The sequence below is a fragment of the Erwinia sp. MYb416 genome (genome assembly GCF_037479575.1).
In the GTDB taxonomy this organism is placed as follows: domain Bacteria; phylum Pseudomonadota; class Gammaproteobacteria; order Enterobacterales; family Enterobacteriaceae; genus Erwinia; species Erwinia rhapontici.
In genome coordinates this window covers 674,226-700,903 of sequence record NZ_JBBGYT010000439.1, presented here as the reverse complement: position 1 = coordinate 700,903, position 26,678 = coordinate 674,226, and the positions used below count along the sequence as shown (strand labels likewise).

The 26,678-nt window shown below is 51.5% G+C and carries 22 protein-coding genes, 1 tRNA gene and 1 pseudogene; 17 read left to right on the top strand and 7 right to left on the bottom strand.

What is annotated here, in order from left to right:
* Positions 1-65 precede the first annotated feature (65 nt).
* Entirely contained in the window at positions 66-2,825 is a 2,760-nt protein-coding gene (locus WH277_RS21895) for an autotransporter outer membrane beta-barrel domain-containing protein (protein WP_339506912.1), read from the top strand.
* A 559-nt stretch (positions 2,826-3,384) separates the two neighbouring features.
* Complete coding sequence (locus tag WH277_RS21890) at positions 3,385-4,323, top strand: pectate lyase family protein (protein WP_171149004.1); 939 nt, start codon at positions 3,385-3,387, stop codon at positions 4,321-4,323.
* Between the two features lie 948 nt (positions 4,324-5,271).
* Here WH277_RS21890 and WH277_RS21885 read toward each other — a convergent pair.
* The 3 genes from WH277_RS21885 to WH277_RS21875 form a co-directional block, all read right to left on the bottom strand.
* Positions 5,272-7,281, bottom strand: coding sequence for a hypothetical protein (locus tag WH277_RS21885; protein WP_339506910.1), 2,010 nt, complete (start codon positions 7,279-7,281; stop codon positions 5,272-5,274).
* 47 nt (positions 7,282-7,328) lie between these two features.
* On the bottom strand, positions 7,329-8,228 hold the full coding sequence (locus WH277_RS21880) for an SIR2 family protein (RefSeq protein WP_339506908.1): 900 nt from the start codon (positions 8,226-8,228) through the stop codon (positions 7,329-7,331).
* A gap of 376 nt (positions 8,229-8,604) precedes the next feature.
* Positions 8,605-8,925, bottom strand: a complete 321-nt coding sequence (locus WH277_RS21875; protein WP_339506906.1) for a DUF4755 domain-containing protein — start codon at positions 8,923-8,925, stop codon at positions 8,605-8,607.
* A 91-nt stretch (positions 8,926-9,016) separates the two neighbouring features.
* Here WH277_RS21875 and WH277_RS21870 point away from each other — a divergent pair.
* Positions 9,017-10,107: pseudogene (locus WH277_RS21870) on the top strand (IS3 family transposase).
* Between the two features lie 340 nt (positions 10,108-10,447).
* Here WH277_RS21870 and WH277_RS21865 read toward each other — a convergent pair.
* Positions 10,448-10,522 (bottom strand) — tRNA-Arg (locus WH277_RS21865).
* 70 nt (positions 10,523-10,592) lie between these two features.
* Positions 10,593-11,513 (bottom strand): formate/nitrite transporter family protein, encoded by a 921-nt coding sequence (locus WH277_RS21860; protein ID WP_133841299.1) that lies wholly within the window; start codon positions 11,511-11,513, stop codon positions 10,593-10,595.
* A gap of 245 nt (positions 11,514-11,758) precedes the next feature.
* On the opposite strand from WH277_RS21860, the gene ccmA reads away from it, so the two are divergent.
* The 10 genes from ccmA (at position 11,759) to mlaA (ending at position 19,471) form a co-directional block, all read left to right on the top strand.
* Positions 11,759-12,373: a cytochrome c biogenesis heme-transporting ATPase CcmA gene (ccmA, locus tag WH277_RS21855; protein ID WP_339506904.1), complete on the top strand. Its 615-nt coding sequence runs from the start codon at positions 11,759-11,761 to the stop codon at positions 12,371-12,373.
* Positions 12,373-13,032: a heme exporter protein CcmB gene (ccmB, locus tag WH277_RS21850; RefSeq protein WP_133841301.1), complete on the top strand. Its 660-nt coding sequence runs from the start codon at positions 12,373-12,375 to the stop codon at positions 13,030-13,032. The genes ccmA and ccmB overlap by 1 nt, the downstream gene beginning before the upstream one ends.
* 80 nt (positions 13,033-13,112) lie before the next feature.
* On the top strand, positions 13,113-13,856 hold the full coding sequence (locus WH277_RS21845) for a heme ABC transporter permease (RefSeq protein WP_133842107.1): 744 nt from the start codon (positions 13,113-13,115) through the stop codon (positions 13,854-13,856).
* Positions 13,853-14,083, top strand: coding sequence for a heme exporter protein CcmD (ccmD, locus tag WH277_RS21840; RefSeq protein ID WP_339506902.1), 231 nt, complete (start codon positions 13,853-13,855; stop codon positions 14,081-14,083). The genes WH277_RS21845 and ccmD overlap by 4 nt, the downstream gene beginning before the upstream one ends.
* A complete protein-coding gene (ccmE, locus tag WH277_RS21835) occupies positions 14,080-14,562 on the top strand; it encodes a cytochrome c maturation protein CcmE (RefSeq protein WP_339506900.1) in 483 nt (160 codons plus the stop codon). Before ccmD ends, ccmE begins: the two co-directional genes overlap by 4 nt.
* Positions 14,559-16,514, top strand: a complete 1,956-nt coding sequence (locus tag WH277_RS21830) for a heme lyase CcmF/NrfE family subunit (protein WP_159336249.1) — start codon at positions 14,559-14,561, stop codon at positions 16,512-16,514. The genes ccmE and WH277_RS21830 overlap by 4 nt, the downstream gene beginning before the upstream one ends.
* Complete coding sequence (locus WH277_RS21825; RefSeq protein ID WP_133841305.1) at positions 16,511-17,068, top strand: DsbE family thiol:disulfide interchange protein; 558 nt, start codon at positions 16,511-16,513, stop codon at positions 17,066-17,068. The genes WH277_RS21830 and WH277_RS21825 overlap by 4 nt, the downstream gene beginning before the upstream one ends.
* Complete coding sequence (locus WH277_RS21820; protein ID WP_133841306.1) at positions 17,065-17,526, top strand: cytochrome c-type biogenesis protein; 462 nt, start codon at positions 17,065-17,067, stop codon at positions 17,524-17,526. The genes WH277_RS21825 and WH277_RS21820 overlap by 4 nt, the downstream gene beginning before the upstream one ends.
* On the top strand, positions 17,523-18,728 hold the full coding sequence (gene ccmI / locus WH277_RS21815; protein WP_133841307.1) for a c-type cytochrome biogenesis protein CcmI: 1,206 nt from the start codon (positions 17,523-17,525) through the stop codon (positions 18,726-18,728). The genes WH277_RS21820 and ccmI overlap by 4 nt, the downstream gene beginning before the upstream one ends.
* A 35-nt stretch (positions 18,729-18,763) precedes the next feature.
* Positions 18,764-19,471: a phospholipid-binding lipoprotein MlaA gene (gene mlaA / locus WH277_RS21810; protein ID WP_339506896.1), complete on the top strand. Its 708-nt coding sequence runs from the start codon at positions 18,764-18,766 to the stop codon at positions 19,469-19,471.
* Between the two features lie 110 nt (positions 19,472-19,581).
* On the opposite strand, the gene fadL is transcribed toward mlaA, so the two are convergent.
* On the bottom strand, positions 19,582-20,919 hold the full coding sequence (fadL, locus tag WH277_RS21805; RefSeq protein ID WP_339506894.1) for a long-chain fatty acid transporter FadL: 1,338 nt from the start codon (positions 20,917-20,919) through the stop codon (positions 19,582-19,584).
* Between the two features lie 377 nt (positions 20,920-21,296).
* On the opposite strand from fadL, the gene WH277_RS21800 reads away from it, so the two are divergent.
* From WH277_RS21800 to sixA, 4 genes are all read left to right on the top strand, one after another.
* Positions 21,297-21,593, top strand: a complete 297-nt coding sequence (locus WH277_RS21800; protein WP_133841310.1) for a YfcZ/YiiS family protein — start codon at positions 21,297-21,299, stop codon at positions 21,591-21,593.
* A 213-nt stretch (positions 21,594-21,806) separates the two neighbouring features.
* Positions 21,807-23,117: an acetyl-CoA C-acyltransferase FadI gene (gene fadI / locus WH277_RS21795; RefSeq protein WP_339506893.1), complete on the top strand. Its 1,311-nt coding sequence runs from the start codon at positions 21,807-21,809 to the stop codon at positions 23,115-23,117.
* Complete coding sequence (gene fadJ / locus WH277_RS21790) at positions 23,117-25,270, top strand: fatty acid oxidation complex subunit alpha FadJ (protein ID WP_339506891.1); 2,154 nt, start codon at positions 23,117-23,119, stop codon at positions 25,268-25,270. The genes fadI and fadJ overlap by 1 nt, the downstream gene beginning before the upstream one ends.
* Before the next feature lie 171 nt (positions 25,271-25,441).
* Complete coding sequence (gene sixA, locus WH277_RS21785; protein WP_133841313.1) at positions 25,442-25,924, top strand: phosphohistidine phosphatase SixA; 483 nt, start codon at positions 25,442-25,444, stop codon at positions 25,922-25,924.
* A gap of 88 nt (positions 25,925-26,012) precedes the next feature.
* On the opposite strand, the gene smrB is transcribed toward sixA, so the two are convergent.
* A complete protein-coding gene (smrB, locus tag WH277_RS21780) occupies positions 26,013-26,570 on the bottom strand; it encodes an endonuclease SmrB (protein WP_339506889.1) in 558 nt (185 codons plus the stop codon).
* Between the last annotated feature and the right edge of the window lie 108 nt (positions 26,571-26,678).

Sequence of the window (26,678 nt, the reverse complement as noted above, 5' to 3'; positions counted from 1 at the left end):
TTACAAATTTGTGGCTAATGATATAAGTTTAATCTTATAAATCATAAAAAATGCAGGGGCGGGGAATGTTAAAATATAGAATGAGTCCAGTGGCAGAAGCACTCAACAGACGCAAGGTGCTGGGCCTTTCTTTGGGGTCCGCAATGGTGTTGCTGTCGTCAGCACAGGCCTATGCAGCCTGTTTCCCCGTTAATATCTCGTCGACACTGGTGGGAACGACCGACTGCATCGACTGGTCTGCCGGGGACTTTAACATTGTCAGTGAGAGTGCACTTATTTCAACGGGTACCCCGCCCCTGGCGGCATCCTCCTCAGCGGGAGTATTAACCAATGACGGATTGCTGAGTGGGACATCCGTCGCCGCCCTGCAGAACACCAGCAACTCCTTGAGCGTTGTGAATGGCGGCAGGATCATCAGTGACACTTTCGGGATCTTAAATAACGGAACGATCGTATCGCTGGCCAACAATGCCGGAGGGACGATTTCCGGCACCACGGCAGGTATTCGGAACAACAGCCTCATTACGTCACTCAGTAATGGCAATATCATCTCGGGTGGCATTGGCATCCTCAATGCCGGTACGATCGGCACGTTGTCCAATACGGGAAGCCTCACCGGAACGACAGCGGGCATTCAGAGTACGGGTGCGATCACCAGCTTATTCAATAGCGGCACTATTTCTGCCAATAGTTACGGCGTTCAAGCTGATAACGGCAGCCTCATCACCTCGCTGGAGAATACCAGCACTGGCCTTATTGAAGCAGGGACAGGGGTTCTGGCTGGCAACCTTACTCCCTCGGGCGTGATCAATATCAACACGCTAACCAAAGCCGGTCGGATTTCAGGGACGACTAACGTGGGTGTTGGCACCAGCGCCAACGCCACCATCGGTAGCCTGAATAACAGCGGGACTATCACCGGTGCTCTTGGCGCTGTCGCGAATGCCGGTACTCTCGGTGCGCTGGTGAACAGCGGAACCATTGCCAGCAGCAGCGGCTATGCCATTTATAACGCTTCAATTGGTACCCTGGGGCCGATCACCAACAGCGGCCTGGTCTCCGGTTTGATCGGTAATTTATCCAGCCGCAGCATGACTATCAACGGTGGCAGCGATACGATCTTCGGTACCCTGACCGGTGCCAGTGGCGGCATCGGCAGTGCCGATATCGGGACGATCTCAAGTAACGCCGCCAGCCTCTATTTCGCGTCCGGCAATCTGCTGCTCAACGATAAAATCAACGTCGGCAGCAATTACGTGAACAACACGGGCGCGACGTTGCAGGTCAATAACCTTATCAGCATCACCGGCAATTACACTCAGAGCGCCCTGGCGACATTGCTGGTCGGTGTCAGTGATTCAGCAATAAGCAGCGGGAATGATACCGATACCGGCTATGGGCGTCTGATTGTCAGTGGTGCCGCAACCATCGAAAGTGGTTCGACTGTTTCACTCAAGGCACTCAATACCTACAGCTTTGCGGCAGGACAGCGCTACGTGGTGATCACCGCTGCTACCAGTGGCACCGATTACAATGCCGATTCCTTAAATTATTTGGCCTCCGGATACAGTGGGTTAAACACGGGTGCCGCTGTTGTCAATGGCAACACCAGTAGCCTGGTGGTGACGCTTGGCAATATTATTAATCCGACCAATCCTACTAACCCGACCAATCCTACTACCCCTTCCACCAGCTACGCCACGACTGGCAACGCGATCTCATCGTTGAAGGGACTGAAGCAGTACTCCGGCATTGCCCCGGGACTGCTCGATCTGTATAACGCCTCCCTGGCCATTGACTCTACCCGGGAAGCAAACAAGGTGGGTGAGCAGTTATCACCAGTACAGAACAGCAGCGCCAGCCATGTGGCCTCAGTTGCAACATTCGACGCAGTCAGCGTGGTCGGTCAGCGAGTTGATGCCGTGCGTCTGGCACAATCGCATGGCATGCGTGGTGTGGCTACCGGTGATGATCCTGCTGAGTGGTCTGCATGGGGGCAGGTGTTTGGCGGCCATGCTAATCAGGGGATGGTGGATGCTGTCAGTGGTTATAAAGCGAATTACAGCGGGCTGGTACTGGGCGGCGATCGGGGCTTGGGAGACGCCTGGCGCGCCGGTGGTGCCCTGACCTACAGTTACACCTCGGTTCATGGCGAAGATAATCTTTCCGGTAACAAGACGGGCGTTGACTCATATGGCCTGATTGGCTATGCCAGCTATACCGGTGAACCCTGGTTCGTTAACCTTTCGTCCAGTGTAACCCAGCAACGTTACGACACCACGCGCAATGTGAGTGTGACGGGTTACTCCGATACGGCGCAGGGCAAGTTTGATGGGCAGCAGTACGTCACCAAAGCGGAGTTTGGTTATCCGCTGGCCGTGGCGGACGCCACCACTCTGACGCCGCTAGCCAGTCTGAGCTACAGCTATCAGACGCTGGACAGTTATCAAGAAAGCAGCGGTAATGGTTCAGCCCTGTCAGTAGAAGGCAGCCATAATAACGCGCTGCGTAGCGGACTGGGCGCACGTCTGGATAAATCATTCCAGACAGGCTTTGGCGATGTTGTGCCTTATGTACAGGCTGTCTGGACCCATCAGTATAATCCTCAGCGCAGTGCCACTACCGCCAGCTATATTGCTGATACAGCAGGTGAAACCAGTTTCACCACCTTTGGTGCTTCACCCGTTGAAGACACTGCCGATCTGTCTGTTGGTGCTACCGTGGTTAAATCAGACACGCTCAGCCTGACCGCGCGTTATAACGCGCAACTCGGTGAGCAGTACAAAGGGCAGACCGTCACTTTGCAGGTACGTCAGCAGTTCTGATCCGTTCCCGTCACCCGAATACCGCTTCTGAGAAAGGCCTCTGAAGCGGTATTTATCCCTCGCGCATGTGCCAAAATAATGATTCTTATCGAATGAAGAAAAACAGACATGCCACGACAAGTCCACTGACCCGGGCCTTTCGCATGTCGATCTCCTCGGGGCAACGTTATCAGTATGCAGGACGACCTCTAAAAGTGAATAGTGCGTTTTAGCGGGATACTTACAGCTGCTGCCGGATCCCAAAACCGCACCCAAAAGCCAGAACAGAAACCGTTTCACCGCACCTTCCAGACCCCTCCTTTAACGTAAAGTCATAAAGCCCATGTAGTAGTACATTTCCGTTTAGCGAAAAGTCCAATGTTGATGATGGCTTCTTAATGCCTGCTTTTGTTTGCCTGTCGACCAGCGACATGAACTGGCTGGTTCATGGTTTTTACGATGCGTATAAATAGCCCCGTAAGCCGATGGAGTGAGTTCTTACGCTCTCACAAATGGCTCAATCGACAGGGTGTCATACACAGAGTTATCTCAAAAAAACATCATGCAAACAGAGGCTTTTATGACATATCCAACAAGCAAACTGAATGGTCTGGTCGGCTTTGCTAAAGCCGCCAATGTGACAGGTGGCTGGAATGGCTCGGTGGTGGAAATTAATACGTTGGCGCAGCTTAACCAGTATGTAGGTGACAGCACGGCGCGGGTACTAGTGATCAACAGTAATATCACCGCCTCAAGTCTGACGAAAGTGAATCTCGGTTCGAATAAAACTATTATTGGTTCATTCCAGAATCGCACCTTAAACAATATCCATTTCCGTGCGACGACCACCTCGCAGAACATTATTTTCCAGAATCTGATTTTCCAGCATTCAGTGAATATTAAAGCCAATGATGATATCCAGCTTTACCTGAACTACGGCAGTAAATACTGGATCGATCACTGCTCATTCGTCGGTCACACCTGGTCAGATGGTGACGGCAGCCTGGATAAATTGCTGTATATCGGTGAGAAAGCTGACTACGCGACCATCAGCAACTGCTATTTCGGTAACCATAAATACGGGCTGATTCTGGGGCACCCGGCAGATGATAATGATGCAACGTATAACGGTTACCCGCATCTGACCATTTGCCACAGTTACTTCGATAATATGGAGGTCAGGGCGCCGGGACTGATGCGTTATGGCTACTTCCATGTTTACAGTAACTATATCAACAAGTTCCAGCTTGGCTTTACGCTGGCTCAGAACGCAAAAATTATTTCTGAAAATAACTACTTCGGTGAGGGCAGTGCGAATAAAGGCATGCTGGATGATAAAGGCAACGGCACCTTTACTGATACGGGCAGCGTGCCTGCCATTACCAACCAGAAGTCGCCGAAGAGTCAGTGGACAGCGGCATCAAACTACGCTTACAGCGCAAAATCAGCGGCGGACGCGAAAACGTTTGCGGCTGCTAATGCCGGGGCGAAGTCTACGACGCTGGTATTTGGTGGTTAACTGAAGATAACGGAAGCCCGCACACGCGGGCTTTATCCTGTCGTAGGGCGGCGGTGTAACCGTCCTGCGTCATCATTCTATTCATATTCAGAAATCTCCCCACATATTCATCAAGATAAAAGCGATAATAATTATAAATGAGATTTATCTAATGAAGAAAAGGAAGCATGCTATTCCTGTCATGTGATCCTACCAACGTAATTTGGGCAATGCGGTGAGAACTTAAGAGTTACACTATATAAATCTCATTTAAAGCAAATAACAGTCGATGAGCTTAATAATCCTTTGCCTAAAAAGATATTTAAAAACACCAATTTATAGGTTTTGACTATTGATGTGATTAAATATTATGATATTTCTTTAATTGTCAGGATGACATTCACAACAGCAAGGATGCTACTATGAATAAATTAAACAGATATTTTCCAGATCAGAAAATTTTGATACTCTTAAATCGCTTCATTCTTAGATAGGATGAATCAGACTGCAATAAAGGAAAAGTCGTAAAAGGTTCATATTTTTTTGTATAGAATATTTTCTAAAGTATCAGCAAGATTATGAGAATCCGAGTCTTAAGTGTTAAAAAAATATTATCGCGGTTCTCACTTCAGCTTTACTCAGCCAAAATTTTTATACTATACCAAGCACTATAAGCCTTGAAAGGGTACTATATTTTTATAAATTCATCGTGGAGTATATTGTCTGGAATAAGCATGAAGTAGGGAGGGTATTTAAAGAGCACGCCCTGAATTATAAAAAAATCGAATAGACATGAAAAGTTGATCGGATGAGTTGCTTTCAGAAAATAGCATAACAAGTATATTCCAAAATTTTGTTATGCTAAAAATATCAAATTTGTATTCTTATAAATGAAAGTCACCTAATATAAATTTAGTTATTAATTGGCATGGTTACTAAAGCATATGGTCCAATAAATATAATTGTCATTTATAATACTTCACGGGTTTTAAGTTTTAAACCATATTTCTCTTGATTTTTCTTATCATAACTTAAAGCCCAAATAAGAGAGCTTGTATCAAATATAAATATTATTATGCTATCATCTCTTATGTGTTCAGCGATTGTCCATAAAATGGCATGGCACCTATTAAATAAATTATCTAATCTTTGCGAAAAGAGATAGTTGTACATATTTCTCAACTTCTCTATATCACTATCATTTATCTTCTCAATGTCTTTTCTTACAATGATCTCATATTTCCAAATTAATGCCTTTATTATATTAAACTCACTATTGTCTGTTCTTATTATTTTGTCGAGATTTAAAAGTTTATCTGCATCGTTTTTTAATTCGTTTGTTCTAAAAAGAATATTATTTGCAAGTGTTTTAAATCCTTCATTCCTGGCTTTAATTTCTAGTGCTTCTAACTTTTCAATTTTTTCTTCCCTATCTAAATATGAAAACAAGATCATTTCTGCCGTCATATAAGATACATTTTTCCTCTTCTTTTTTGATGTAATTTCTTCGGCTATTTCTTTTGCCTTATTTTTATTTGTGCTTTCGAGTAGTAATAATTCCTCAGAAGTTATCAAATTAGTGACGTAACTATCTTTATGTTCTAGAGTTAGTTTTTTTGCAAGGTCTAAATTATTCTTTGCATCATCATATTGGTTTAGCATCCTCTGCGAAGAGGATAAGTGATAGTAATATCTATGAGTAGGTAAATTGTGAAGCTCGAATATGTTAATTAACTGTGTACATGAGCTTATTGTTTCTTTGAATCTCGATGAATTACTTAAAGAATATACATAAGCCTCTGCTAAATAAGAAATTAAATGTTTTATTGAGTCTTGGTGTGATTTTTTTATCTCTCCAATCTCTTTTCCAATTATGTTTTTTAGAATTATACATCCATTATCACCTTCCGAGTTAAATTTAGAATCAATTATTTTTCTATTGGTTGAGTTTATTTTAATTCCATCTTTAGATTGAATAATAGTAATATTTATAAAGTCTTTGGATATTTCGTAGATTTCATCTTGGGTAAGTAATGAGAGTATATAATCTCTTATTATAGGATTTATTTTAGTAATAATATTTTTGTAGTCTATTTTAATTGACTTCGCAAGTGCTAGATCTATTATTTCTTCTATGTTACTTAACTTGATATTTTTCCCTATTTCAGATTTTCGTATATTTGTTAGAGTTTCGCCGTTTTTTAAAACAGAAAGGATAGTTAACAATTTGTATGTATTTTCTTTTTCAGGGTTTATTTTTATTCGTTTAATTTTATTTATTGTTGAAAGTGTTAAGCTATCATCATTGTATATAGAATCAAATATTGTATTATCAGACAGAACCTCGTCAATGGAAGTTATTTCACAATAGCTCATAATCTTTTCGAGCTTTTTTACAACCCCATCGCTTATCTCAAATACTCGATTGATATCCTGACCACTAATACCCTCAATGTACTTTCTTAAGATAATTCCTGTTTCTTGTAGCGATAACTCATTAAGTTTTACATGATAATTATGAAAACTTAGTAAATTAAATTGTGAAGTAAATATAAATTTTATATTTTTACCATGTGAAAATGCGGTTGATGTGATATTTAAGAGATATGTAACGGCTTCACGACTCATTGAATCGTCAAGATCACTAAATATAAAAAAACAATCAAATGATGATAGGGGCATATCCTGTTTAGTAGCATTAATTATAATGGCTATATCAACACCTGTGCCCGCTTTAATTTTGTCATCAATATCATTCTTGCTTTTACAATTAGATAGATTTACTTTGAATAATATAGGTTTTAAAGACAGATCGGTATACGTAGCTCTTATAAAACCTATCTCGCCGAATCCTACAGATGACTCAATAAAAACAATTCCTTTATCATTTAGCTTTTCTGTAGCAAGCCTTTTTTCAATCAATCTTACTTCTTGATAATTAAATTTACTCTCTTCATCATCAAAATTATAATAGATCAATTCACTGTCTGATTCAGTTTTCCCTTTTATCTCTTCTTTCTTAGATTCTACTTTAGTTTTTTTTTAAGAGTGTCAAAAAGTGTATTGCAGTCAACATTTTTAAAAAAGCGAACCAATCCTCTGGCAATTGCGGGTTCAAGAATATCAAAAATATCTGAGTATTTAGAGGTGATCACGTCATTTTCATTTTGGTAAAAGCACCATACTATACTATATTCTTCCTTAGAGTCCTTAACTATATTAGCTAAAGTTCTTGTGAAACTATCATCCCAGCCACTATAGCCTATTATATATATTTCATGAGTAGTGAGCATTTGCCGTATAGATGCCTCCAACAAACCTCTTTCTATCGTTAGCTGATTGCTTTCATGCATGGTTTCACCATGATTATGAATACCATGGAGATGTATAATGTTTATGTTATCGTTTTGAGCAAGGTTTAAATTTGAATCGGAAATAATACTTACAGAATTATGTTTTTCACCTACATTCTCAATTTGATTCTCAATTATGGAGTCAAAGTTAGTAGTTAGAATATTTTTGCAGTTTAAAGTATTTGAATGTATTAAATCAATGAAGTCTACGATTTTTTGCGGGATTTTTTGTTTCCCGTTTTCATCTTTATTTTCATCAATAATATAATCAATGAATGAAGTGACATCCTCGCTTCTAAAAACATCATTAATATATGATAGGGTCTCTTGATATTTTTCGGTCCCGTCATAACCATCTATGTGTTTAATGTAATCCTCTCGTTTCGATTTGCCATGTCTTTCATGTATGAAAGTACCGGCCAAGTCAACTACTTCGGAAACGCTAGCAATGCCCGCACCATCTTGCTTTGCGGTGATAGCCGAACCAAACATAAAGGCAACTTCTGCCCCATTTAGCAGCTCAATCCTGCTAACCAACAATGAGCAATCACCAATGCGCATTCTTTTTTTCATTATAAATTTTCCTTTGCAAATGCATGTTTGTGCAAATTTTCTTATATGTAAATTTTTTTTTCAAGATTTTCTTTATGTAATTTCAAAGTTCGAAATGACTTTTTTAAGCAATTAGTGCTATTAATGATTAATTTTACTTTACTTTTATGTGCTGGCATGGGTAAGGGTAATTTATTTTTCTCATGCTCGAAAAGTTAGTACCAGTCAAAGCTTTGATCATATTGAGGCACCAATCTTTGCATTTTTGTTTCTTTATCATCTCATCCGCATATTACCTATCTAACTCAATATTGGTGTATATTATTGTTTTTTATGTTTTTTTTAAAAAAAAACCACATAAAAACATGACCTTTATATTTAACTAATTTTGAAATTTTTACCGATTAACCACTTTATCAAAAATATGCATCCATCGCTTTAACTGGATTTCAGTGTCCCGCATGCCTTGTTGTGAGTTGAAGTCGCCTTGCTGCGGAAAGAGCATCACTCTCCACTCTGGGTTTTGCACATCATCTACGGCTATGTAAAAACCTGATTCTCTAAAATCATAGGCGCGGTCGAGTTCTTTGTTGATCCCAACTCTTTCTCTCGTAGTAGGCAAATTGTATAGCCACTCTTTGATAGCTGAGAACGGATAGATTTTTTGTTTGTTCTCTTCCCTGAGATGAATCAGTCCTCTGTGCTGGCCGAGTTTCATTGAACTGGAACTGATCTCTTCCCTTTTTTCAGTACCGGCTTAAAGTGGGGTTTCCGGCCTTTCTTTCCCTGAACAAATGAGGTCATCCGGCATGAAAAAGACGTGTTATACCGAAGAGCAGATCGCTTTTGCCCTGAAGCAGGCAGAAACAGGTACGCGGGTCGAGGAAGTCTGCAGAAAGATGGGGATTTCCGAGGCTACTTTTTACAACTGGAAGAAGAAGTTTGGCCGCATGGGCGTGACGGAACTGCGCCAGCTGGAAGAAGAGAATCACCGCCTGAAACGGCTGGTCGCCGATCTCAGCCTGGACAAGGAAATGCTGCAGGACATCATCCGAAAAAAGTTCTGAGGCAGGTGCAGAAACGCGAGGCGGTCGAATACCTGCTGGTGGCGTACCGCATCGGGGTTCGCAGGGGATGCCGGCTGATGATGCAGAGCCGAACAGTCTACAACTACCGCAGCTGCCGCGATGACCGGGCCCTCACGCAGCGGATACGGGAGATTGCAGAAACCCGCATTCGTTATGGTGTGCAGCGGATCCATATCCTGCTGCGGCGGGAGGACTGGCTGGTTAACCACAAGAAACCCCACCGGATTTACTGTCTGTAAGGGCTGAACCTGCGGTCAAAACGCCCGCGGCGGCACGTGACGGCCAGGCACAGGCTTATCCGCCCGGCTGTGACCGCGGTGGATCAGTGCTGGAGCATGGATTTCGTTGCTGATAATCTGTTCAACGGACGCCGGATCCGTGCCCTGACTGTAGTCGATAATTTTAGTCGTGAATGCGTGGCGATCGAGGTAGGCCAGGGGCTTCGTGGTGACGATGTGGTCGCCGTGATGGAACGTATCAGGCAGACACAGCAGCGTGTACCACAGCGGCTACAGACGGACAACGGGAGCGAATTTATCTCGAAAACGCTGGATCGCTGGGCGTATGAAAACGGGGTAACGATGGACTTCTCCCGCCCCGGGAAGCCCACGGATAACGCCCTGGTTGAGTTGTTTAACGGCAGCCTGCGTGATGAATGTCTGAACGTGCACTGGTTCCTGTCACTGGAAGATGCTCGGGAGAAGATCGAGCACTGGCGGCAGGAATATAACCAGTACCAGCCACATTCCTCGTTAAATAACCAGACTCCGGAAGAATTTATCCGAAGCCTGCAAACAGGGCCGGATTTCTGATTTACCCTGGCACCGATATTGGGAAGAGATCAAGAAACCGGAAATCTCAAAAAGTGCCTGGAACTAAAGCTGGGATACTTACACATACCATTACCATCGGTCATTTTGACAGGTTTATCAGAATGCTTTGTATTTCTTACTTTTAACTCAGTAAGCGCCATACTAAAAACCCTCAGATGATGGTATCTGCAATATCGAACTTAACATACCAACATATGTACCAACTAAACAGGGTGGATTTTGAAATACAGCTGTGAACGTTAATGGGCTATTAACGGGAGGTAAGTGTTTGAAGTTAAAGGGTTGACTAGACTTTGAAATACTTAGGTAGGCTAACATTTGGTGTCCCCTGCAGGAATCGAACCTGCAACTAGCCCTTAGGAGGGGCTCGTTATATCCATTTAACTAAGGGGACAGCGGCGCGCAGTATAGCCTGTTTCGCGCCACAGATTAACCACTTACCCGCCTGACTGCGCGTTTTAGCATCAATCCGGCTGATTTTCTGCCTCTTTCTTCTCTTTGCGCTTCGCCTCCGCTGCGGCTTTCGCTTTGGCTTTGTTGCTCATGTCGTTACGGATCTGCGCATGGCTGATCAGGGCAAAGATAAAGGTGCCGCCAATGATGTTGCCGGCAAGGGTTGGCAGCGCAAACGGCCAGATAAACTGCTGCCACGGCAGATCGCCGCTGAACACCAGATAGAAGATCTCCACCGATCCCACCACGATATGCGCCAGGTCACCCAATGCCACCAGCCACGTCATCAGGATGATCACCCAAATCTTAGCGGCGCCCGCAGACGGGAACATCCATACCATGGTGGCAATGATCCAGCCGGAAACCACCGCGTTGGCAAACATCTCCATCGGGCTGTTCTCCATCACTTTCTGGCTGATGCTGACAAACGCCCCGCGTACGGCGTCGTCGAAAATGGGCAGGTGGTTAAAGGCCAGCGCGGCCAGCGCAGTGCCAATCAGGTTACCGCCCAGCACTAACCCCCACAGACGCATCAGCAACAGAAAATTCCCGCCGTTCGGTTTATGCATCACGGGCAGCACGGCAGTGACGGTGTTCTCGGTAAACAGCTGCTGCCGCGCCATAATCACGATAATAAAGCCGAAGGTGTAGCCGAGGTTCTCCAGCAGAAACCCGCCGGGAACATCCTGCAGATTGACGTGGAAGATGCCTTTTGCCATCAGTGAGGCCCCCATCGACAGCCCGGCCGCTATAGCAGAAAACAGCAGGGCGAGGGCATCACGCTCCAGCTCTTTCTCCCCCTCCTGGCGGATCTGCTCGTGTACGGCAGCAGCCTGTGAGGGCAGGGCTTCTTCATCCACCTCAATCTCTTTGCCCTGTTCGCTTTCTTCACTCTCAACCTGATTATCATTATCGTTTTGTGTGTTTTTCATCTTTCCCCCAGAGAATAGCGTTCCCTCTTAAGCGTAGCGGGTATTATCCGACGCGATGAAATGTAACCTGCATTAATAAGAAGAGTAACAAAGCTTTAACCCAGGCGTGAAACCGTGCAAAAAAGCGCCATAGTCCGGTTTTTCAGGGGGAGAAGACGTGCCTTATGCCGCCTGGTCAGCGTAGGCAGACACACAGTTTGTGGTACTATCCTGCATCAAATTTAACAATGTGCGATTTTCCTCCCATGCTGGCAGCCCAAAATCTGACATGTGTTCGCGATGAGCGGACGCTGTTTAGCGATCTCAGTTTTACCGTGAAGGCCGGCGATATTGTGCAGGTGGAAGGGGAAAATGGTGCAGGAAAAACCTCGTTGCTGCGTATTCTGGCCGGGCTCAGCCGGGCAGAGCAGGGCGATGTGCTCTGGCAGCAGCGCAGCATTCAGCAGGAGCGTGAAAACTATCACGCCAGCCTGCTTTACCTCGGCCATCTGCCGGGGATCAAAGCGGTCTTAACCCCATTTGAAAATCTCAGCTTCTGGCACACGGAGCGTTCGCCGGAGGAACTCTGGCAGGCGCTGGAGCAGGTCGACCTTACCGGCTATGAAGACGTTGCGGTGTCCCAGCTCTCCGCCGGGCAGCAGCGACGCGTGGCGCTGGCGCGCCTGTGGCTGTCAGCGGCACCGCTGTGGATACTGGATGAACCCCTGACCGCCATTGATAAATCGGGTGTGGACCAGCTGATAGCCAGGCTGGTGCTTCATGCCGATCGGGGCGGGGCGGTGATCCTCACCACGCACCAGGAACTGCCTGCGACCGTGCGTCATCTCAGCCGCATTCGGCTGACGGATGGGATGGCCTGATGTTCTGGCGCGTATTGCAGCGTGAACTGCGCATCGCTTTTCGTAGCGGGTCAGAAATTATCAACCCGCTGTGGTTCTTTCTGATTGTTGTCACGCTGTTTCCCTTAGGCATCGGGCCGGAGCCGCAGCTGCTGGCGCGCATTGCACCTGGCATTGTCTGGGTCGCGGCGCTGCTCTCCTCGCTGCTGGCACTGGAGCGGCTGTTCCGTGATGATTTTCTCGATGGTTCGCTGGAGCAGCTTCTGCTGTTGCCCACGCCGCTGCCGTTGACGGTGCTGGGCAAAGTGGCCGCACACTGGATCGTTACCGGGCTGCCGCTGCTGCTGCTGTCACCGCTGGTCGCCTTGTTGCTGTCGCTGGATTTTGCCAGCTGGCGCGCGGTGGCGCTGACTTTGCTGCTGGGCACGCCGACGCTCAGTTTCCTCGGCGCGATTGGTGTCGGGCTGACGGTGGGGCTGCGTCGTGGGGGCGTATTACTGAGTTTACTGGTGTTGCCGCTGGCGGTGCCGGTACTGATTTTTGCCAGTGCAGCCATCGATGCTGCGGGCCAGGGGCTGCCGATTGACGGCTATCTGGCCATTCTGGGTGCCCTGCTGGCAGGGAGTGCCACGCTGGCACCTTTTGCCACGGCGGCTGCATTACGGGTGAGCGTTCACTAACCGGCGAAAAGACCGGGAGTACGCCGTTTTAGCGCGAACTTACGCCAGACGAATGATCTTTAATTGTGAGCAAAAACATCATGTGGAAATGGATACATCAACTGGGCAAGCCCGATCGGTTGTACCGATTATGCGGACGCCTGGTACCGTGGTTTGCGATCCCGGGCGTGGCTGCGCTGCTGCTGGGCTGGGCGTGGGGGTTCGGTTATGCTCCGCCAGCATCTGAGCAGGGTGACGGTTTCCGCATCATCTATATCCACGTACCGATGGCCATGTGGTCGATGGGCATCTATGCCGCGATGGCGTGCGCCGCCTTTATCGGGCTGGTGTGGCAGTGGAAAACGGCTGACCTTGCCATGATGGCCATGGCCCCAATCGGTGCGGTGTTTACCTTTATTACGCTGGTTACTGGCTCCGCCTGGGGCCGACCGATGTGGGGCACTTGGTGGATGTGGGATGCCCGTCTGACGTCCGAACTGGTGCTTTTGTTCCTTTATATGGGCGCCATTGCGCTGTATCACGCCTATGATGACCGCCGCATGGCCGGGCGCGCCGCGGGGATTGTGATCCTCGTTGGTGTGATTAACCTGCCGATTATTCATTACTCCGTAAAGTGGTGGAATACCCTGCATCAGGGCTCGTCCGGGGTACTGTTACAGGCCGTTGACCCGACTATGCGGGCACCGCTGTACTGGTCAATCCTGGGCGTGTGGCTGGTGTTTATTACCCTGACGCTGATGCGCCTGCGTAACCTGCTGCTGCATACCGAGCGCCATCGCCCGTGGGTCGCGGAGCTGGCCGTCAAGGGAGGGCATCACCGATGACACCTGCTTTCTCTTCCTGGCATGATTTCTTTGCCATGGGCCGTTACGGCTTCTATGTCTGGCTGGCCGTGAGCTGCACCCTGATCCCGCTGGTTACGCTGTTGATACATACGCTGTGGCAACGCCGCCGTCTGCTGGCTGACATCCGTCAGCGCCATGCCCGTGAGCAGCGTATTCGCGCAGCAAAAATGAAAAACGCCGCCACCGCGGCAGGAGAACAATCGTGAATCCCCGTCGTAAAAGTCGCCTGATTCTGGTGATGTTGATATTAATCGGGCTGGGGCTGGCAACGGCGCTGGTGATGTACGCGCTGCGTTCCAATATTGACCTGTTTTACACGCCTGGCGAAGTGATCAACGGCAAAGGCGCTCGGCAGATTAAGCCGGAGCCGGGCCAGCGTCTGCGCGTGGGCGGCATGGTGATGCCGGGCAGCGTTAAACGCGATCCGAACACCTTGCAGGTCTCGTTTAAACTCTACGATGCGGTGGGCGTGATTAGCGTCAGCTATGAGGGCATTCTGCCGGATCTGTTCCGCGAAGGGCAGGGCGTGGTGGCGCAGGGCGTGTTGCAGGATGGCACCCACGTGCAGGCAAAAGAAGTGCTGGCCAAACATGATGAAAAATACACGCCACCCGAAATTGAAGATGCAATGAAGAAAAATCACCGTTCCCCGGCGGCAATCAGCGCGAGCGGAGGCCAGTCATGATGCCTGAAATCGGCAGTTTCCTGCTGTGCCTGGCGCTGGCGTTTTCGCTGCTGCTGAGTGTTTATCCGTTATGGGGGGCCGCGCGTCAGGATACTCGTCTGATGGGGCTGGCGCGTCCGCTGACTTACGGGCTGTTTACCTGTATTGCCGGGGCCTTCTTGATCCTCGTTCATGCCTTTGTGGTGAACGATTTCAGCGTGGCCTACGTGGCGACCAACTCCAATACCTTATTGCCGGTTTACTACCGCATTGCCGCCACCTGGGGGGCGCACGAAGGCTCGCTGCTGCTGTGGGTGCTGCTGCTCAGTGGCTGGACGCTGGCGGTGGCGCTGCTCAGTCGCGCCATGCCGGCGGATGCCATTGCCCGGGTGCTGGCGGTAATGGGGATGATCAACCTCGGGTTCCTGCTGTTTATCACCCTGACGTCGAACCCGTTCACCCGCACATTGCCGGACTTCCCGATAGAGGGCAGCGATCTCAACCCGATGTTGCAGGATATCGGGCTGATCTTCCATCCGCCTCTGCTGTATATGGGCTATGTCGGTTTCTCCGTCGCCTTCGCATTTGCCATTGCCTCGCTGATGGCCGGGCGGCTGGATACCGCCTGGGCGCGCTGGTCGCGGCCCTGGACTACGGCGGCCTGGGTGTTTCTCACCATCGGGATTGTGCTTGGCTCGGCCTGGGCTTATTACGAGCTGGGCTGGGGCGGCTGGTGGTTCTGGGACCCGGTCGAAAATGCCTCCTTTATGCCGTGGCTGGCCGGGACCGCGCTGATCCACTCACTGGCCGTGACGGAAAAACGTGGCACCTTTAAAGCCTGGACGGTGCTGCTGGCAATCACCGCCTTCTCCCTCAGTCTGCTGGGCACCTTCCTGGTGCGCTCCGGGGTGCTGGTATCGGTCCACTCGTTTGCCTCCGATCCGGCGCGCGGCATGTTTATCCTCGCGTTCCTGATTATCGTCATTGGCGGTTCGCTGCTGCTGTATGCCATCAAAGGCGGTAAGGTACGCAGCCGGGTGCAGAATGAGGCCTGGTCGCGCGAATCCTTCCTGCTGGGGAACAATGTGCTGCTGATTGCCGCGATGCTGGTGGTGCTGCTGGGTACGCTGCTGCCGCTGATACATAAACAGCTCGGGCTGGGCACCATCTCCATCGGTGAACCTTTCTTTAATACGCTGTTTACCTGGCTGATGGCTCCGCTGGCGTTGCTGATGGGCATCGGCCCGCTGGTGCGCTGGCGTCGTGATGAGCCACAGAAACTGTGGAAGCGTCTGGGGCTGGCGCTGGTCGTCACGCTGCTGCTGTCGATTGTTCTGCCGTGGCTGATGCACGATCGCATTGAGGCGATGACGGTGGTCGGCCTGCTGATGGCGGTGTGGGTGATTATCCTGACGCTGATGGAACTGCATGAGCGCGCCACGCATCGCCATGATTTCTTCGCTGGCCTGCGTCATCTGTCGCGCAGTCACTGGGGCATGGTGCTCGGCCATCTGGGTGTTGCCGTGACGGTGATCGGCATCGCCTTCAGCCAGAACTACAGCGTGGAACGTGATGTGCGGATGAAAGAGGGCGATAGCGTGAGCGTTGCCGGGTATCAGTTCACACTGCGCGGTGTGGTGCGTCTGGTCGGGCCGAACTATTCCGGTAGCACAGGTGTGATTGACGTCACCCGCAACGGGAAACATGAAGCGACCTTGCAGGCGGAAAAACGTTTTTACAGTGCGGCACGCACCATGATGACCGAAGCGGCCATCGACGGCGGCTTCACGCGCGATCTCTATGCGGCGCTGGGCGAAGAGCTGGAGGGTAAATCCTGGGCTGTACGCCTCTATTACAAACCTTTTGTCCGCTGGATCTGGTTTGGTGGTGTCTTTATGGCGCTCGGTGGGGTGCTGTGCCTGCTGGACCCGCGCTACCGTTCGCGTCGTAAAGCACAAAAGGAGCTGGCATGAACAAGAAAATTCTTTATCTCCCTCTGGTGCTGTTTTTGCTGCTGGCGGCGGCGCTGCTGTGGCAGTTGAGCCGAAACGCCAACGGCGATGACCCGACGCGGCTGGAATCGGCGATGGTCGGTAAGCCGGTCCCGGTCTTCAAACTGGAGTCACTGGACCAGCCGGGTAAAACCTTCGATCAGTCGGTGCTGAATGACGGCAAGCCGATCCTGCTGAATGTCTGGGCCACCTGGTGCCCGACCTGCCGGGCGGAACATCAGTATCTGAATACGCTGGCTGCAAAAGGCGTTCGCGTTGTGGGGATGAACTATAAAGACGATCGTCAGAAAGCGATCACCTGGCTTAATACGCTCGGCAACCCTTATGCCCTGAGCCTGTACGACGGTGACGGAATGCTCGGGCTGGATCTGGGTGTGTACGGTGCGCCGGAGACGTTTCTGATCGATGGCCACGGTATTATCCGCTATCGCCACGCCGGTGATATGAACGACCGCGTATGGAACGAGGAAGTGAAACCCCTGTGGGAAAAATACAGCCAGGAGGCCGGATCGTGAAAGCTTATCTGATGCTGCTGGCGCTGGTGCTGTTCAGCGCGGGTGTGCAGGCTGACAACATCGACACCTACTCTTTTGCCACCGTGGATCAGGAGCAGCAATATCGCCAGCTTACGGCCTCGCTGCGCTGCCCGAAGTGCCAGAACAACAGTATTGCAGACTCCAATGCCATGATTGCCGGTGATATGCGGCTGAAGGTTTACCAGCTGTTGCAGGCAGGGCAAACGCCGGAGCAGGTGAAAGCGTATATGGTGGCGCGCTACGGCAATTTTGTTTCTTATCAACCGCCGGTGACGCCGTCGACGCTGATCCTCTGGGCGGGTCCGGCGCTGTTTGTGATTATCGGCACGCTGGTGATTATTCTGCGCAGCCGCAGGCGTGCTGAGCACGTCGCGCTGGATGCGGAACAGCAGCAGCGGCTTGATACCCTGTTAAACCATGACGAGAAGCAGCCATGAGCACACTGTTCTTAACCATCCTGTTGCTGCTGGTCGCCGCCTGTGCGCTATTTTTACTGGCAGGTGTACGCAACAAGCGGGGAAGCACCGCCGATCGCGATCGGCTTAATCAGGCTTTCTATCATCAGCGCCTGCGTGAGCTGGAAGAGGATGAAGGGCAGGGTGTGGTGGCAGAACGTCCCGAGATGGTGCGCGAGTTGCAGGAAACGCTGCTACTGGATATTCCCCAGACCCCTTCTCAAACATCCCGTCAGGTCAGCCGTTGGGCACTGCTGCCGGGCGTGGTGATCCTGCTGCTGGTGAGTCTCGGCTTCTACGTTAAAACCGGAGGGCTGCAACAGGTCCTGGCCTGGCAGCAGGTGAAAAACGAGCTGCCTGCGCTGCGTGCACAGGTGATGGATCCGCAGGCGCGGCCGCTGAGTATGGAACAGCTGGCACGTCTGGCTCTGGGGGTTCGCAGCGAGTTGCAGCGCACGCCGGATGATGTTGAAAACTGGAAGATGCTCGGCCGGCTGGGTATGGTGCTTAACAATGCCAGCATGGCCAGCCAGGCTTTTCGTCATGCCTTGCAGCTGGCACCGACCGACATTGATGTTCGCCTGAGCTATGCTGAAGTACAGACCCGCTCGAACGATCCGCAGGATAATCGTGAGGCGCTCATGATGCTGGAAGCCATGGCCGTGCAGTATCCTACAAATGAGCAGGTGCTGGGGCTGTTAGCCTTTAACGCGTACAACCAGCAAGACTATGCGCAGGCGGTCACGACCTGGCAGAAAATGCTGTCGTTGTTACCGGAAAATGACGGACGCCGGGTGATGATCCAGCGCAGTATCCAGCAGGCAGACAGCGCTTCCGGCAAAGAAAAAAGCCACCTGGCGTTAACCATCAGTTTGTCACCTGAGGCAGAAAAAATGTTACCCGCGAACGGAGTGTTGTATATTTCCGTGTCTGACGGCGTTTCTCAGGTTCCTGTAGCCGTGAAAAAGAGTCCGTTGAGCCATTTTCCTTTATCGATCACGCTGGATGACAGCAATGCTATGATGCCGGATCGGTTGTTATCCTCGCAGCATCAGGTGCAGGTTCGCGTGCGAATATCGCGCGATGGCAGCGCTTACCGTTCACCTGGTGACTGGTTCGGGCTGACTGAAGTACTGCCTTTTGCCGGTCAGCAGCAGATTGCCGTGGAAATTAACCGGCAGTAGTGGACGATAATTTATAACAGTACAGGGAGAAAACGATGAACTATCGCCTGACGGGCTTAGTGCTGGCTAGCGTACTGATGGTGGGATGTGCCACTTCTGAGACGGCGAATGAGCCGCAGGGCCATGCCGACCCTCTGGAAAGCTTCAACCGTTCTATGTTCGACTTTAACTACAATGTGCTGGATCCGTATGTTCTGCGCCCGGTTGCGGTGGTCTGGCGTGATTATCTGCCGCAGCCTGCACGTAACGGGCTGGGCAACTTTTTCAGTAACCTGGAAGAACCCTCTTCAATGGTGAACTATTTCATTGAGGGTAATCCGTATAAGGCGATGGTGCACTTCAACCGTTTCTTCCTGAATACGCTGTTGGGTATGGGCGGTCTGATTGATGTGGCCTCCATGGCTAACCCGAAACTGGCGAAAGAAGAGACCCGTGCTTTCGGTAGTACGCTGGGGCATTACGGCGTGGGATATGGCACGTATGTCGAAGTCCCTGGCTACGGGGGTTTTACGCCGCGTGAAGATATTGGCGGGCTGGTCGATGATGTTTATCCGCCGCTGCTCTGGCTGACCTGGTGGATGTCTGCGGGTAAATGGGCACTGGAAGGGATTGAAACCCGTGCACAGCTGCTCGACTCCGATGCTATTTTGAGAAATTCTAACGATCCTTACGCATTTATGCGTGCGGCTTATTTCCAGCATCATGATTTCCTTGCCAGCGATGGAAAATTAATTCCGCAGTAAAATCCAAACGCCGCCGCAATTAAGGGTGATTTGGGCGATATTGATTCGCAGTAAATAATAAAAACCCCACGGAAGTGGGGTTTTTTATTCGCGTTGATAAAGCGCAGTGATCAGAACTTATAGTTAAAGCTCGCACCGTACAACCAGGCTTTACCGCTGGAAGTAAAGGTATAAGGTGTCGCCTGGCCACCATTTTGGGCGGTGGCAACCGGATCATTCCCTTCTTTAACCGTGACTTTTTGTCCGTGCATATAAGAAATACCGACATCCACTGACGTATCTTTATTAAAGGCGTAAGAGGTACCCGCGCTCAGCCATAAACGGTCCTGGTCAGGAATAGAGATGGAACGTTTATCCGAAGGAACCGGGCTGTCATCGAAGGCAATACCGGTGCGGAAGGTCCAGTTATCATCGTAGAAGTAACTGGTACCCAGCGCGATGCGGTAGGCATCGTGGAAGCTTTCATCTTTAACGAACAGGTCCTGACCATTGCTGCCGGTCGCTCTCAGCTCCTGGAACTGGCTCCAGCTGGTATACGCCAGGCTGTAGTGAACGGCCCACTGTGGTGCAACTTTGTGGTATCCGGAGACTTCCCACATTTCAGGCAGGTGCAGTGACAGGGAGCCTGAAACCGTATTACCACCAGTACCGGACGGCAGACCAAATTGACCGCCGATCGGGTTGTAGGCCACCGGAATATCACTGCTGTAGTCACCGTCAAAGTCGATTTTCACTTCTGAACGGTAGCTCAGGCCAAAGCGGTTCTTATCATCCACTTCATAAAGAATACCGGCGTTCCAGCCGTAGCCCCATTCATCGCCTTTCAGATGAGCAATCTGGGTATCAGCCGGTGCGGCAGGTAAACCTGCGGCGGGCAGGAAAGCGCCCAGCTCACCAATATTACGTTCGATTTTCGCTTTCGCATAAACGGCATTGACGCCGACACCCATGCTGAAGTGCTGGTTAAGACGATAGGCGGTGCTGAGGTTAAGGTTCATGGTTAACAGATCGGTGGTGCCCGCAAAAGGACCACCGGCATATCCATCGTTAAACTCGGTGGCGAGACCATAATTACTGGTTGCTGAGGCGCCAATCCACCACTGATCGTTCAGCGGCTGGACGTAGTGAATATTTGGTACCCACTGCGTCGGTGCAATATTATCGGCATTCAGACTATTACCTGCACCAGACTGTCCCTGAATATTCACATCGGGATCGATAAATACCGCGCCAATGGAAAACATAGGGCGATCCATTAATGCCATTGTGGCCGGGTTACGACTGGCCGATGCTGCGGTATCACCCATTGCCCCTTCGCCGGAATAAGCGCGGCCAAGACCAATGGTGGAAAATTCGTTCAGTTGAAAGCCAGCCGATAAAGCATTTGAAGAAACAAGCGCCACTGCTGCTGCGAGTGCAGACTTAGCAAACAGGTTTTTATGGTTCATAACCACAACCTCATTATCTGATTTTTATTTAAGCTCTGTTACGTAACGTAACAAGGGATCGCGGATTCTAGGGACTGACAGACAACCAACAAATCAGACCAGTGGGCCAAGTATAGGTCCGACCTGTGTCTATGTTGCAATATTGTTTTTCAAATATTTCTAAAATGATGCTGAAAAAGCGATCTGGCTTGCAAAAAACTTACAATCAATTTTTTGATGATTTAGTGTGACTTGTTTCGGATCAAATAATAGTGTGATTTTCATCACTTAACGCGCTCTTTTCCCCGGATGGCTGGAGCGAAAACAGGCGCAGGCGTAGACTTATACTTATCTAAATTAACCTGCCGCCAGATACCGGGTGGTATGCCGGAGGATGTATGACTGAAGCTATTAACCGCTGTAACGCCAGTGAAACCGCTGCGTGTTGCTGTGTCGATGTTGGGACAGTAATGGATAACACGGACTGTACCGCCAGCTACAGCCAGGAATTTGAACGTCGTGAACAGGCTGAAGCGATGCTGCGTACGCTGACGGATAAAGCGCGTGCCGTTGAGTCAGAACCTTGCCTGATCGAAAGCCGCTTCAGCGAAACCCCGGCCGGTGTCACGCTGGACTGTGAGTTTACTTTTAGCTGCCAGGCGGAAACGATGATTTTCCAGCTGGGCCTGCGCTAATCTCCCGGTGGAGGGTGCCCGCCCTCCACCAGAATCGTGTGTGTTCTCGCATTTTTTCCCTTCTGCCGTAGCGCCCGTCATTAATCTGGTTAACACTGATCAGGTCAGACCTCTTGGCAATGATGCCGTCTATCTAAGATATGCTCCCGACCTCGCGTATTGCCGCCCATGCACCGGCAACACGACGCAACAGGGAGCAGAAAGGTGAGAATAATGAGTAAAGCTATACCTTTGCTGACACGTCAGGGTGACCGTATCGCAATCACCCACGGATTGCGTACGCCATTTGTCCGCCAGGCCACCGCGTTTCACGGTATTCCGGCGCTGGAACTGGGGCGCATGGTGATCAGTGAACTGCTGGCGCGCAGCGAGATCCCCGCTGACGCCATTGAACAGCTGGTGTTCGGCCAGGTGGTGCAGATGCCGGAAGCCCCCAATATTGCCCGTGAAATTGTGCTGGCCAGCGGCCTGAGTGTGCATACCGATGCCTACAGCGTCAGCCGCGCCTGCGCCACCAGCTTTCAGGCGGTGGCGAATGTGGCCGAGAGCCTGCTGGCAGGGACGATTCAGGCCGGTATTGCCGGTGGCGCGGACTCTTCCTCAGTGCTGCCGATTGGCGTCAGTAAAACGCTGGCGCGGGTGCTGGTCGACCTCAGCAAAGCGCGTACGTTGCCGCAAAAACTTACACTCCTTAGCCAGCTGTGTCCGCGCGATTTACTGCCGGTGCCTCCGGCGGTGGCCGAATATTCCACCGGGCTGCGCATGGGCGATACCGCCGAACAGATGGCGAAAGATCATGGCATTACCCGCGAGCAGCAGGATGCACTGGCGCACCGCTCCCATCTTCATGCGGCGCGTGCCTGGCAACAGGGGCTGTTAAATGACGAGGTGATGACGGCTTATGCTCCCCCGTGGAAGCAGCCCGTTCAGCAGGATAACAATGTGCGCAGCGAATCCCGTCCTGAAGACTATGCCCGCCTGCGCCCGGCATTTGACCGAAAACACGGTACGGTCACGGCAGCAAACAGCACGCCACTCACCGACGGGGCTGCTGCGGTGGTTCTGATGACCGAGTCCCGCGCGCGCGAGCTGGGCATGGTGCCGCTGGGCTACCTGCGCAGCTATGCGTTTACCGCCATTGATGTGCGCCAGGATATGCTGCTGGGGCCTTCCTATGCTTCACCGCTGGCGCTGGATCGTGCGGGGATCACGCTGGCCGACCTTTCTCTGATTGATATGCATGAAGCGTTTGCGGCGCAGACGCTGGCTAACCTGAAGATGTTTGCGGATGAACGTTTTGCCCGCGAGGTGCTGAACCGTCCCCATGCGCTGGGCGAGGTGAATCAGGAGCAGTTCAACGTGCTGGGTGGCTCTATCGCTTATGGTCATCCGTTCGCCGCGACCGGGGCACGGATGATCACGCAGACGCTAAATGAGCTGCGTCGGCGCGGTGGCGGGCTGGGGCTGGTGACCGCCTGCGCCGCCGGGGGTTTGGGTGCCGCAATGGTTTTGGAGGCGGAATAATGGAACAGAAAACGGCTTTTACGCTCAGCATGCGCCTGGATAACGTCGGCGTGATCACTATCGATGTGCCTGATGAGAAGATGAACACGCTGAAGGAGGCCTTTGCCGGGCAAATTCGCGATGTCCTCAGACAGGCACGGTCCAATCCGCACCTTGCCGGGCTGGTGCTGATCTCCGGCAAGCCGGACTCTTTTATTGCCGGGGCCGATATCAGCATGATCGCGGCCTGCGACACGGCAGAGCAGGCCAGCGCGCTGGCACACGCCGGGCAGACCGTGATGGCGGAGATCGCTGCGCTGCCGGTGCCGGTCGTGGCCGCCATCCACGGTGCCTGCCTCGGGGGCGGCCTGGAGCTGGCACTGGCCTGCCATCATCGCGTCTGTTCGCTGGATGATAAAACCCGGCTCGGCCTGCCGGAAGTCCAGCTGGGGCTGTTGCCGGGCTCCGGGGGAACGCAGCGGCTGCCGCGTCTGATTGGCGCTTCGACCGCGCTGGATATGATCCTGACAGGCAAAACCCTGCGTGCGCGTGCGGCCCTGAAATGCGGGCTGGTGGATGACGCGGTGGCAGCGAGTATATTACTGGAGACAGCGGTGAAGCTGGCACTGAAAGCGCGCAGCGCCAGAAAGCCGTTACCGCTGCGCGAACGGCTGTTAACCGGCCCGGCGGGCAGGGCGATACTGTTCGCGCTGGCAAAACGCCAGACGCAGGCGAAAACGCACGGGAATTACCCGGCGACAGACAAAATACTCAGCGTGGTGCGCTGCGGGCTGGAACAGGGCAGCGGTAGCGGTTATGCCGCCGAGGCGCAGGCATTTGGTGAACTGGCGATGACGCCGCAGTCCGCCGCTTTGCGCAGCCTGTTTTTCGCCACTACCGCCCTGAAAAAAGATCCGGGTGCCCAGGCTGCGCCGCGTGAGTTGAAGCGTATTGGTGTGCTGGGCGGTGGCCTGATGGGGGGAGGTATCGCCTGCATCACGGCTACCCGCGCCGGGCTGCCCGTGCGCATTAAAGATGTGAACCCGGAAGGCATTAACCGGGCGCTGAAAACCAGCTGGCAGGTGCTGACTCAGCAGGTCAACCGCCGCCGCCTGAGTGTGGCAGAGCGTCAGCAACAGATGGCATTGATCAGCGGTGGCACTGACTATCAGGGCTTCCGCCAGCGTGATATGGTCATTGAAGCCGTCTTTGAAGATCTGGCGCTGAAGCAAAAAATGGTGGCTGAGGTTGAGGCGCACTGTTCGCCAGACACGCTGTTTGCTTCTAATACGTCATCGCTGCCGATTGCGGATATTGCCTCTGGTGCGCAGCGGCCAGAGAATGTCATCGGTTTGCATTACTTCAGTCCGCCGGAAAAAATGCCGTTGGTGGAGGTGATCCCCCATGCCGGAACGGCGGCGGCCACCGTGGCGACGGCGGTGGCGCTGGCGAAGAAACAGGGTAAAACACCGATTGTGGTGGCCGATCGGGCCGGGTTCTACGTTAACCGCATTCTCGCCCCCTATATGATTGAAGCGATGCACTGTCTGCTGGAAGGGGAGCCGATTGAGTCTATTGACCACGCGCTGGTGCAGTTCGGTTTCCCGGTGGGGCCGGTGCAGTTACTGGATGAAGTCGGGATTGATGTCGGCACGCATATTATGCCAATCCTGCAACAGGCATGGGGCGAGCGTTTTGCATTACCGGCCGCGCTGGATGCGGTGCTGAAGGACGATCGCAAGGGACGGAAGAACGGACGTGGTTTCTACCTTTATCCGCAGAAAGGGCGGAAAAAGCAGCCGGACAGCGCGATTTATCGCTTGCTGAATATCAGTGCAAAACACCATCTCAGCGCACAGAATATCGCTCAGCGCTGTGTGATGATGCTGCTGAATGAGGCGGCGCGTACGCTGGACGAAGAGGTGGTTTCCTGCGCGCGTGACGGCGATATCGGCGCTGTTTTTGGCATCGGCTTCCCGCCGTTTCTCGGGGGCCCCTTCCACTATATGGACCAGTTGGGCATCGGTGAAGTGGTAAACAGTTTAGAGCAACTTATGCAGCGTCACGGGCCGCGTTTTGCCCCTTGTGAACGTTTGAAAAAAATGGCTGACGCCGAGGAAACCTTCTATAAACCGGAAGTTAAGCTGAATAGTTGCACTGATTCAGTGGGATAGTCTGGTGGGGTTAGCGAATGATGTTTGCGGGTTAATCTGCACGTCGCTCACTAAGTAAACAATCGGTTGACTATACTCAAGGCATTGGGGTACAACACAGCGTTCATTCTCTGGATGAAGAGTCGGACGGCGTTGTCCCCCGGCGTTTTTGTTTAACAACAGCGGTGCTATATGCAAGTTTTCATTATGCGTCACGGCGATGCAGCATTAGATGCAGCAAGTGATTCAGTCAGACCTTTGACCCATTGCGGCTGTGATGAGACTCGCCAGATGGCGACCTGGCTTAACGGCCAGTCAGTGGATATTGAGCGCGTACTGGTCAGTCCTTATCTGCGTGCGCAGCAAACACTGAATCAGGTACGTGAAGTGTTGCCCTTGCCGGAAGGCGAAGATGTGCTGCCGGAGCTGACTCCGGGCGGCGATCCTGGCCTGGTGGCCTGCTACCTGCAGGTACTGGCAAACGAAGGCGTCAAATCGGCGCTGGTGATCTCTCACCTGCCGCTGGTGGGCTATCTGGTGGCTGAGTTATGCCCGCAGGAAGCGCCACCGATGTTTGCCACCTCGGCGATTGCCTGCGTTGACTTCGATGCGGAGAATGCGGCTGGCAAGCTGGAATGGCAGGTATCCCCTGCCAAGTTAGCGAAAGCGATGTGATGCCTGCCCCAGGGGCCGATCTTTATTCCGGTCGGCCCGACCCCTGATCTCCATCGTGACACCTCCGTAGCGAAATACAGGCTCCGCGCTACGGCAGCATCAATTCCGGCGGCATCCACTCTTCAATCTCAATCAACACTAGCAGGGCAGCATCTCCGCCAAACAACTTCGGCGCCTGATGAAAGGCCATCACCATGGGGTGCTGGGCCAGCCACAGCGGTGTCTGCTGTTTGAGAACATGCTTGCCGTGGCCGTGCATTACGCTGGCACAGAAGATATGTTCGCGGCGACAGGCGGCAATCAGTGCACCCAGCTCCTCTTTGGCCTGCTTCTGGGTTAATCCGTGCAGGTCGAGAAATATCTCCGGGCTGTAATCCCCGCGTCGCAGCTTTTTCAACTCATAGTGGTCTACGTCGCTACGAACGTAACGCACCGCGCCTTCCGTCGCCAGCAGCGGCTGGAACTCATCGGAAAAATAGTGGCTGTTATCCATCTGCTCGGAGAGCAGGCGTTTCTGCGGGACTTCGCTTATCTTTTTGCGCGGTGGCTTGTGGACAATCGTGTCCTGGGCCAGCTTGCGTGTGCCGGTCATCAGCCCGCGAAACAGCGCCCGATCGTCCGCATTCAGATTCTCTTTTTTACTCATCTCAGGGGATCGCTATGCTGTCAGTTAGGGTAGATTGCCCCTTTAAAGGGTCATTTCATCCACAATTTGGGGTCAGTCTACCTTTTCCTCGCCCGTGGCTGAAACAAA

Coding starts and splice junctions, on each gene's coding strand:
- WH277_RS21895 (WP_339506912.1), top strand. CDS start 66: ATGTTAAAATATAGAATGAGTCCAGTGGCAGAAGCACTCAACAGACGC.
- WH277_RS21890 (WP_171149004.1), top strand. CDS start 3,385: ATGACATATCCAACAAGCAAACTGAATGGTCTGGTCGGCTTTGCTAAA.
- WH277_RS21880 (WP_339506908.1), bottom strand. CDS start 8,228: ATGAAAAAAAGAATGCGCATTGGTGATTGCTCATTGTTGGTTAGCAGG.
- WH277_RS21875 (WP_339506906.1), bottom strand. CDS start 8,925: ATGAAACTCGGCCAGCACAGAGGACTGATTCATCTCAGGGAAGAGAAC.
- WH277_RS21860 (WP_133841299.1), bottom strand. CDS start 11,513: ATGAAAAACACACAAAACGATAATGATAATCAGGTTGAGAGTGAAGAA.
- ccmA (WP_339506904.1), top strand. CDS start 11,759: ATGCTGGCAGCCCAAAATCTGACATGTGTTCGCGATGAGCGGACGCTG.
- ccmB (WP_133841301.1), top strand. CDS start 12,373: ATGTTCTGGCGCGTATTGCAGCGTGAACTGCGCATCGCTTTTCGTAGC.
- WH277_RS21845 (WP_133842107.1), top strand. CDS start 13,113: ATGTGGAAATGGATACATCAACTGGGCAAGCCCGATCGGTTGTACCGA.
- ccmD (WP_339506902.1), top strand. CDS start 13,853: ATGACACCTGCTTTCTCTTCCTGGCATGATTTCTTTGCCATGGGCCGT.
- WH277_RS21830 (WP_159336249.1), top strand. CDS start 14,559: ATGATGCCTGAAATCGGCAGTTTCCTGCTGTGCCTGGCGCTGGCGTTT.
- WH277_RS21825 (WP_133841305.1), top strand. CDS start 16,511: ATGAACAAGAAAATTCTTTATCTCCCTCTGGTGCTGTTTTTGCTGCTG.
- ccmI (WP_133841307.1), top strand. CDS start 17,523: ATGAGCACACTGTTCTTAACCATCCTGTTGCTGCTGGTCGCCGCCTGT.
- mlaA (WP_339506896.1), top strand. CDS start 18,764: ATGAACTATCGCCTGACGGGCTTAGTGCTGGCTAGCGTACTGATGGTG.
- fadL (WP_339506894.1), bottom strand. CDS start 20,919: ATGAACCATAAAAACCTGTTTGCTAAGTCTGCACTCGCAGCAGCAGTG.
- WH277_RS21800 (WP_133841310.1), top strand. CDS start 21,297: ATGACTGAAGCTATTAACCGCTGTAACGCCAGTGAAACCGCTGCGTGT.
- fadI (WP_339506893.1), top strand. CDS start 21,807: ATGAGTAAAGCTATACCTTTGCTGACACGTCAGGGTGACCGTATCGCA.
- fadJ (WP_339506891.1), top strand. CDS start 23,117: ATGGAACAGAAAACGGCTTTTACGCTCAGCATGCGCCTGGATAACGTC.
- sixA (WP_133841313.1), top strand. CDS start 25,442: ATGCAAGTTTTCATTATGCGTCACGGCGATGCAGCATTAGATGCAGCA.
- smrB (WP_339506889.1), bottom strand. CDS start 26,570: ATGAGTAAAAAAGAGAATCTGAATGCGGACGATCGGGCGCTGTTTCGC.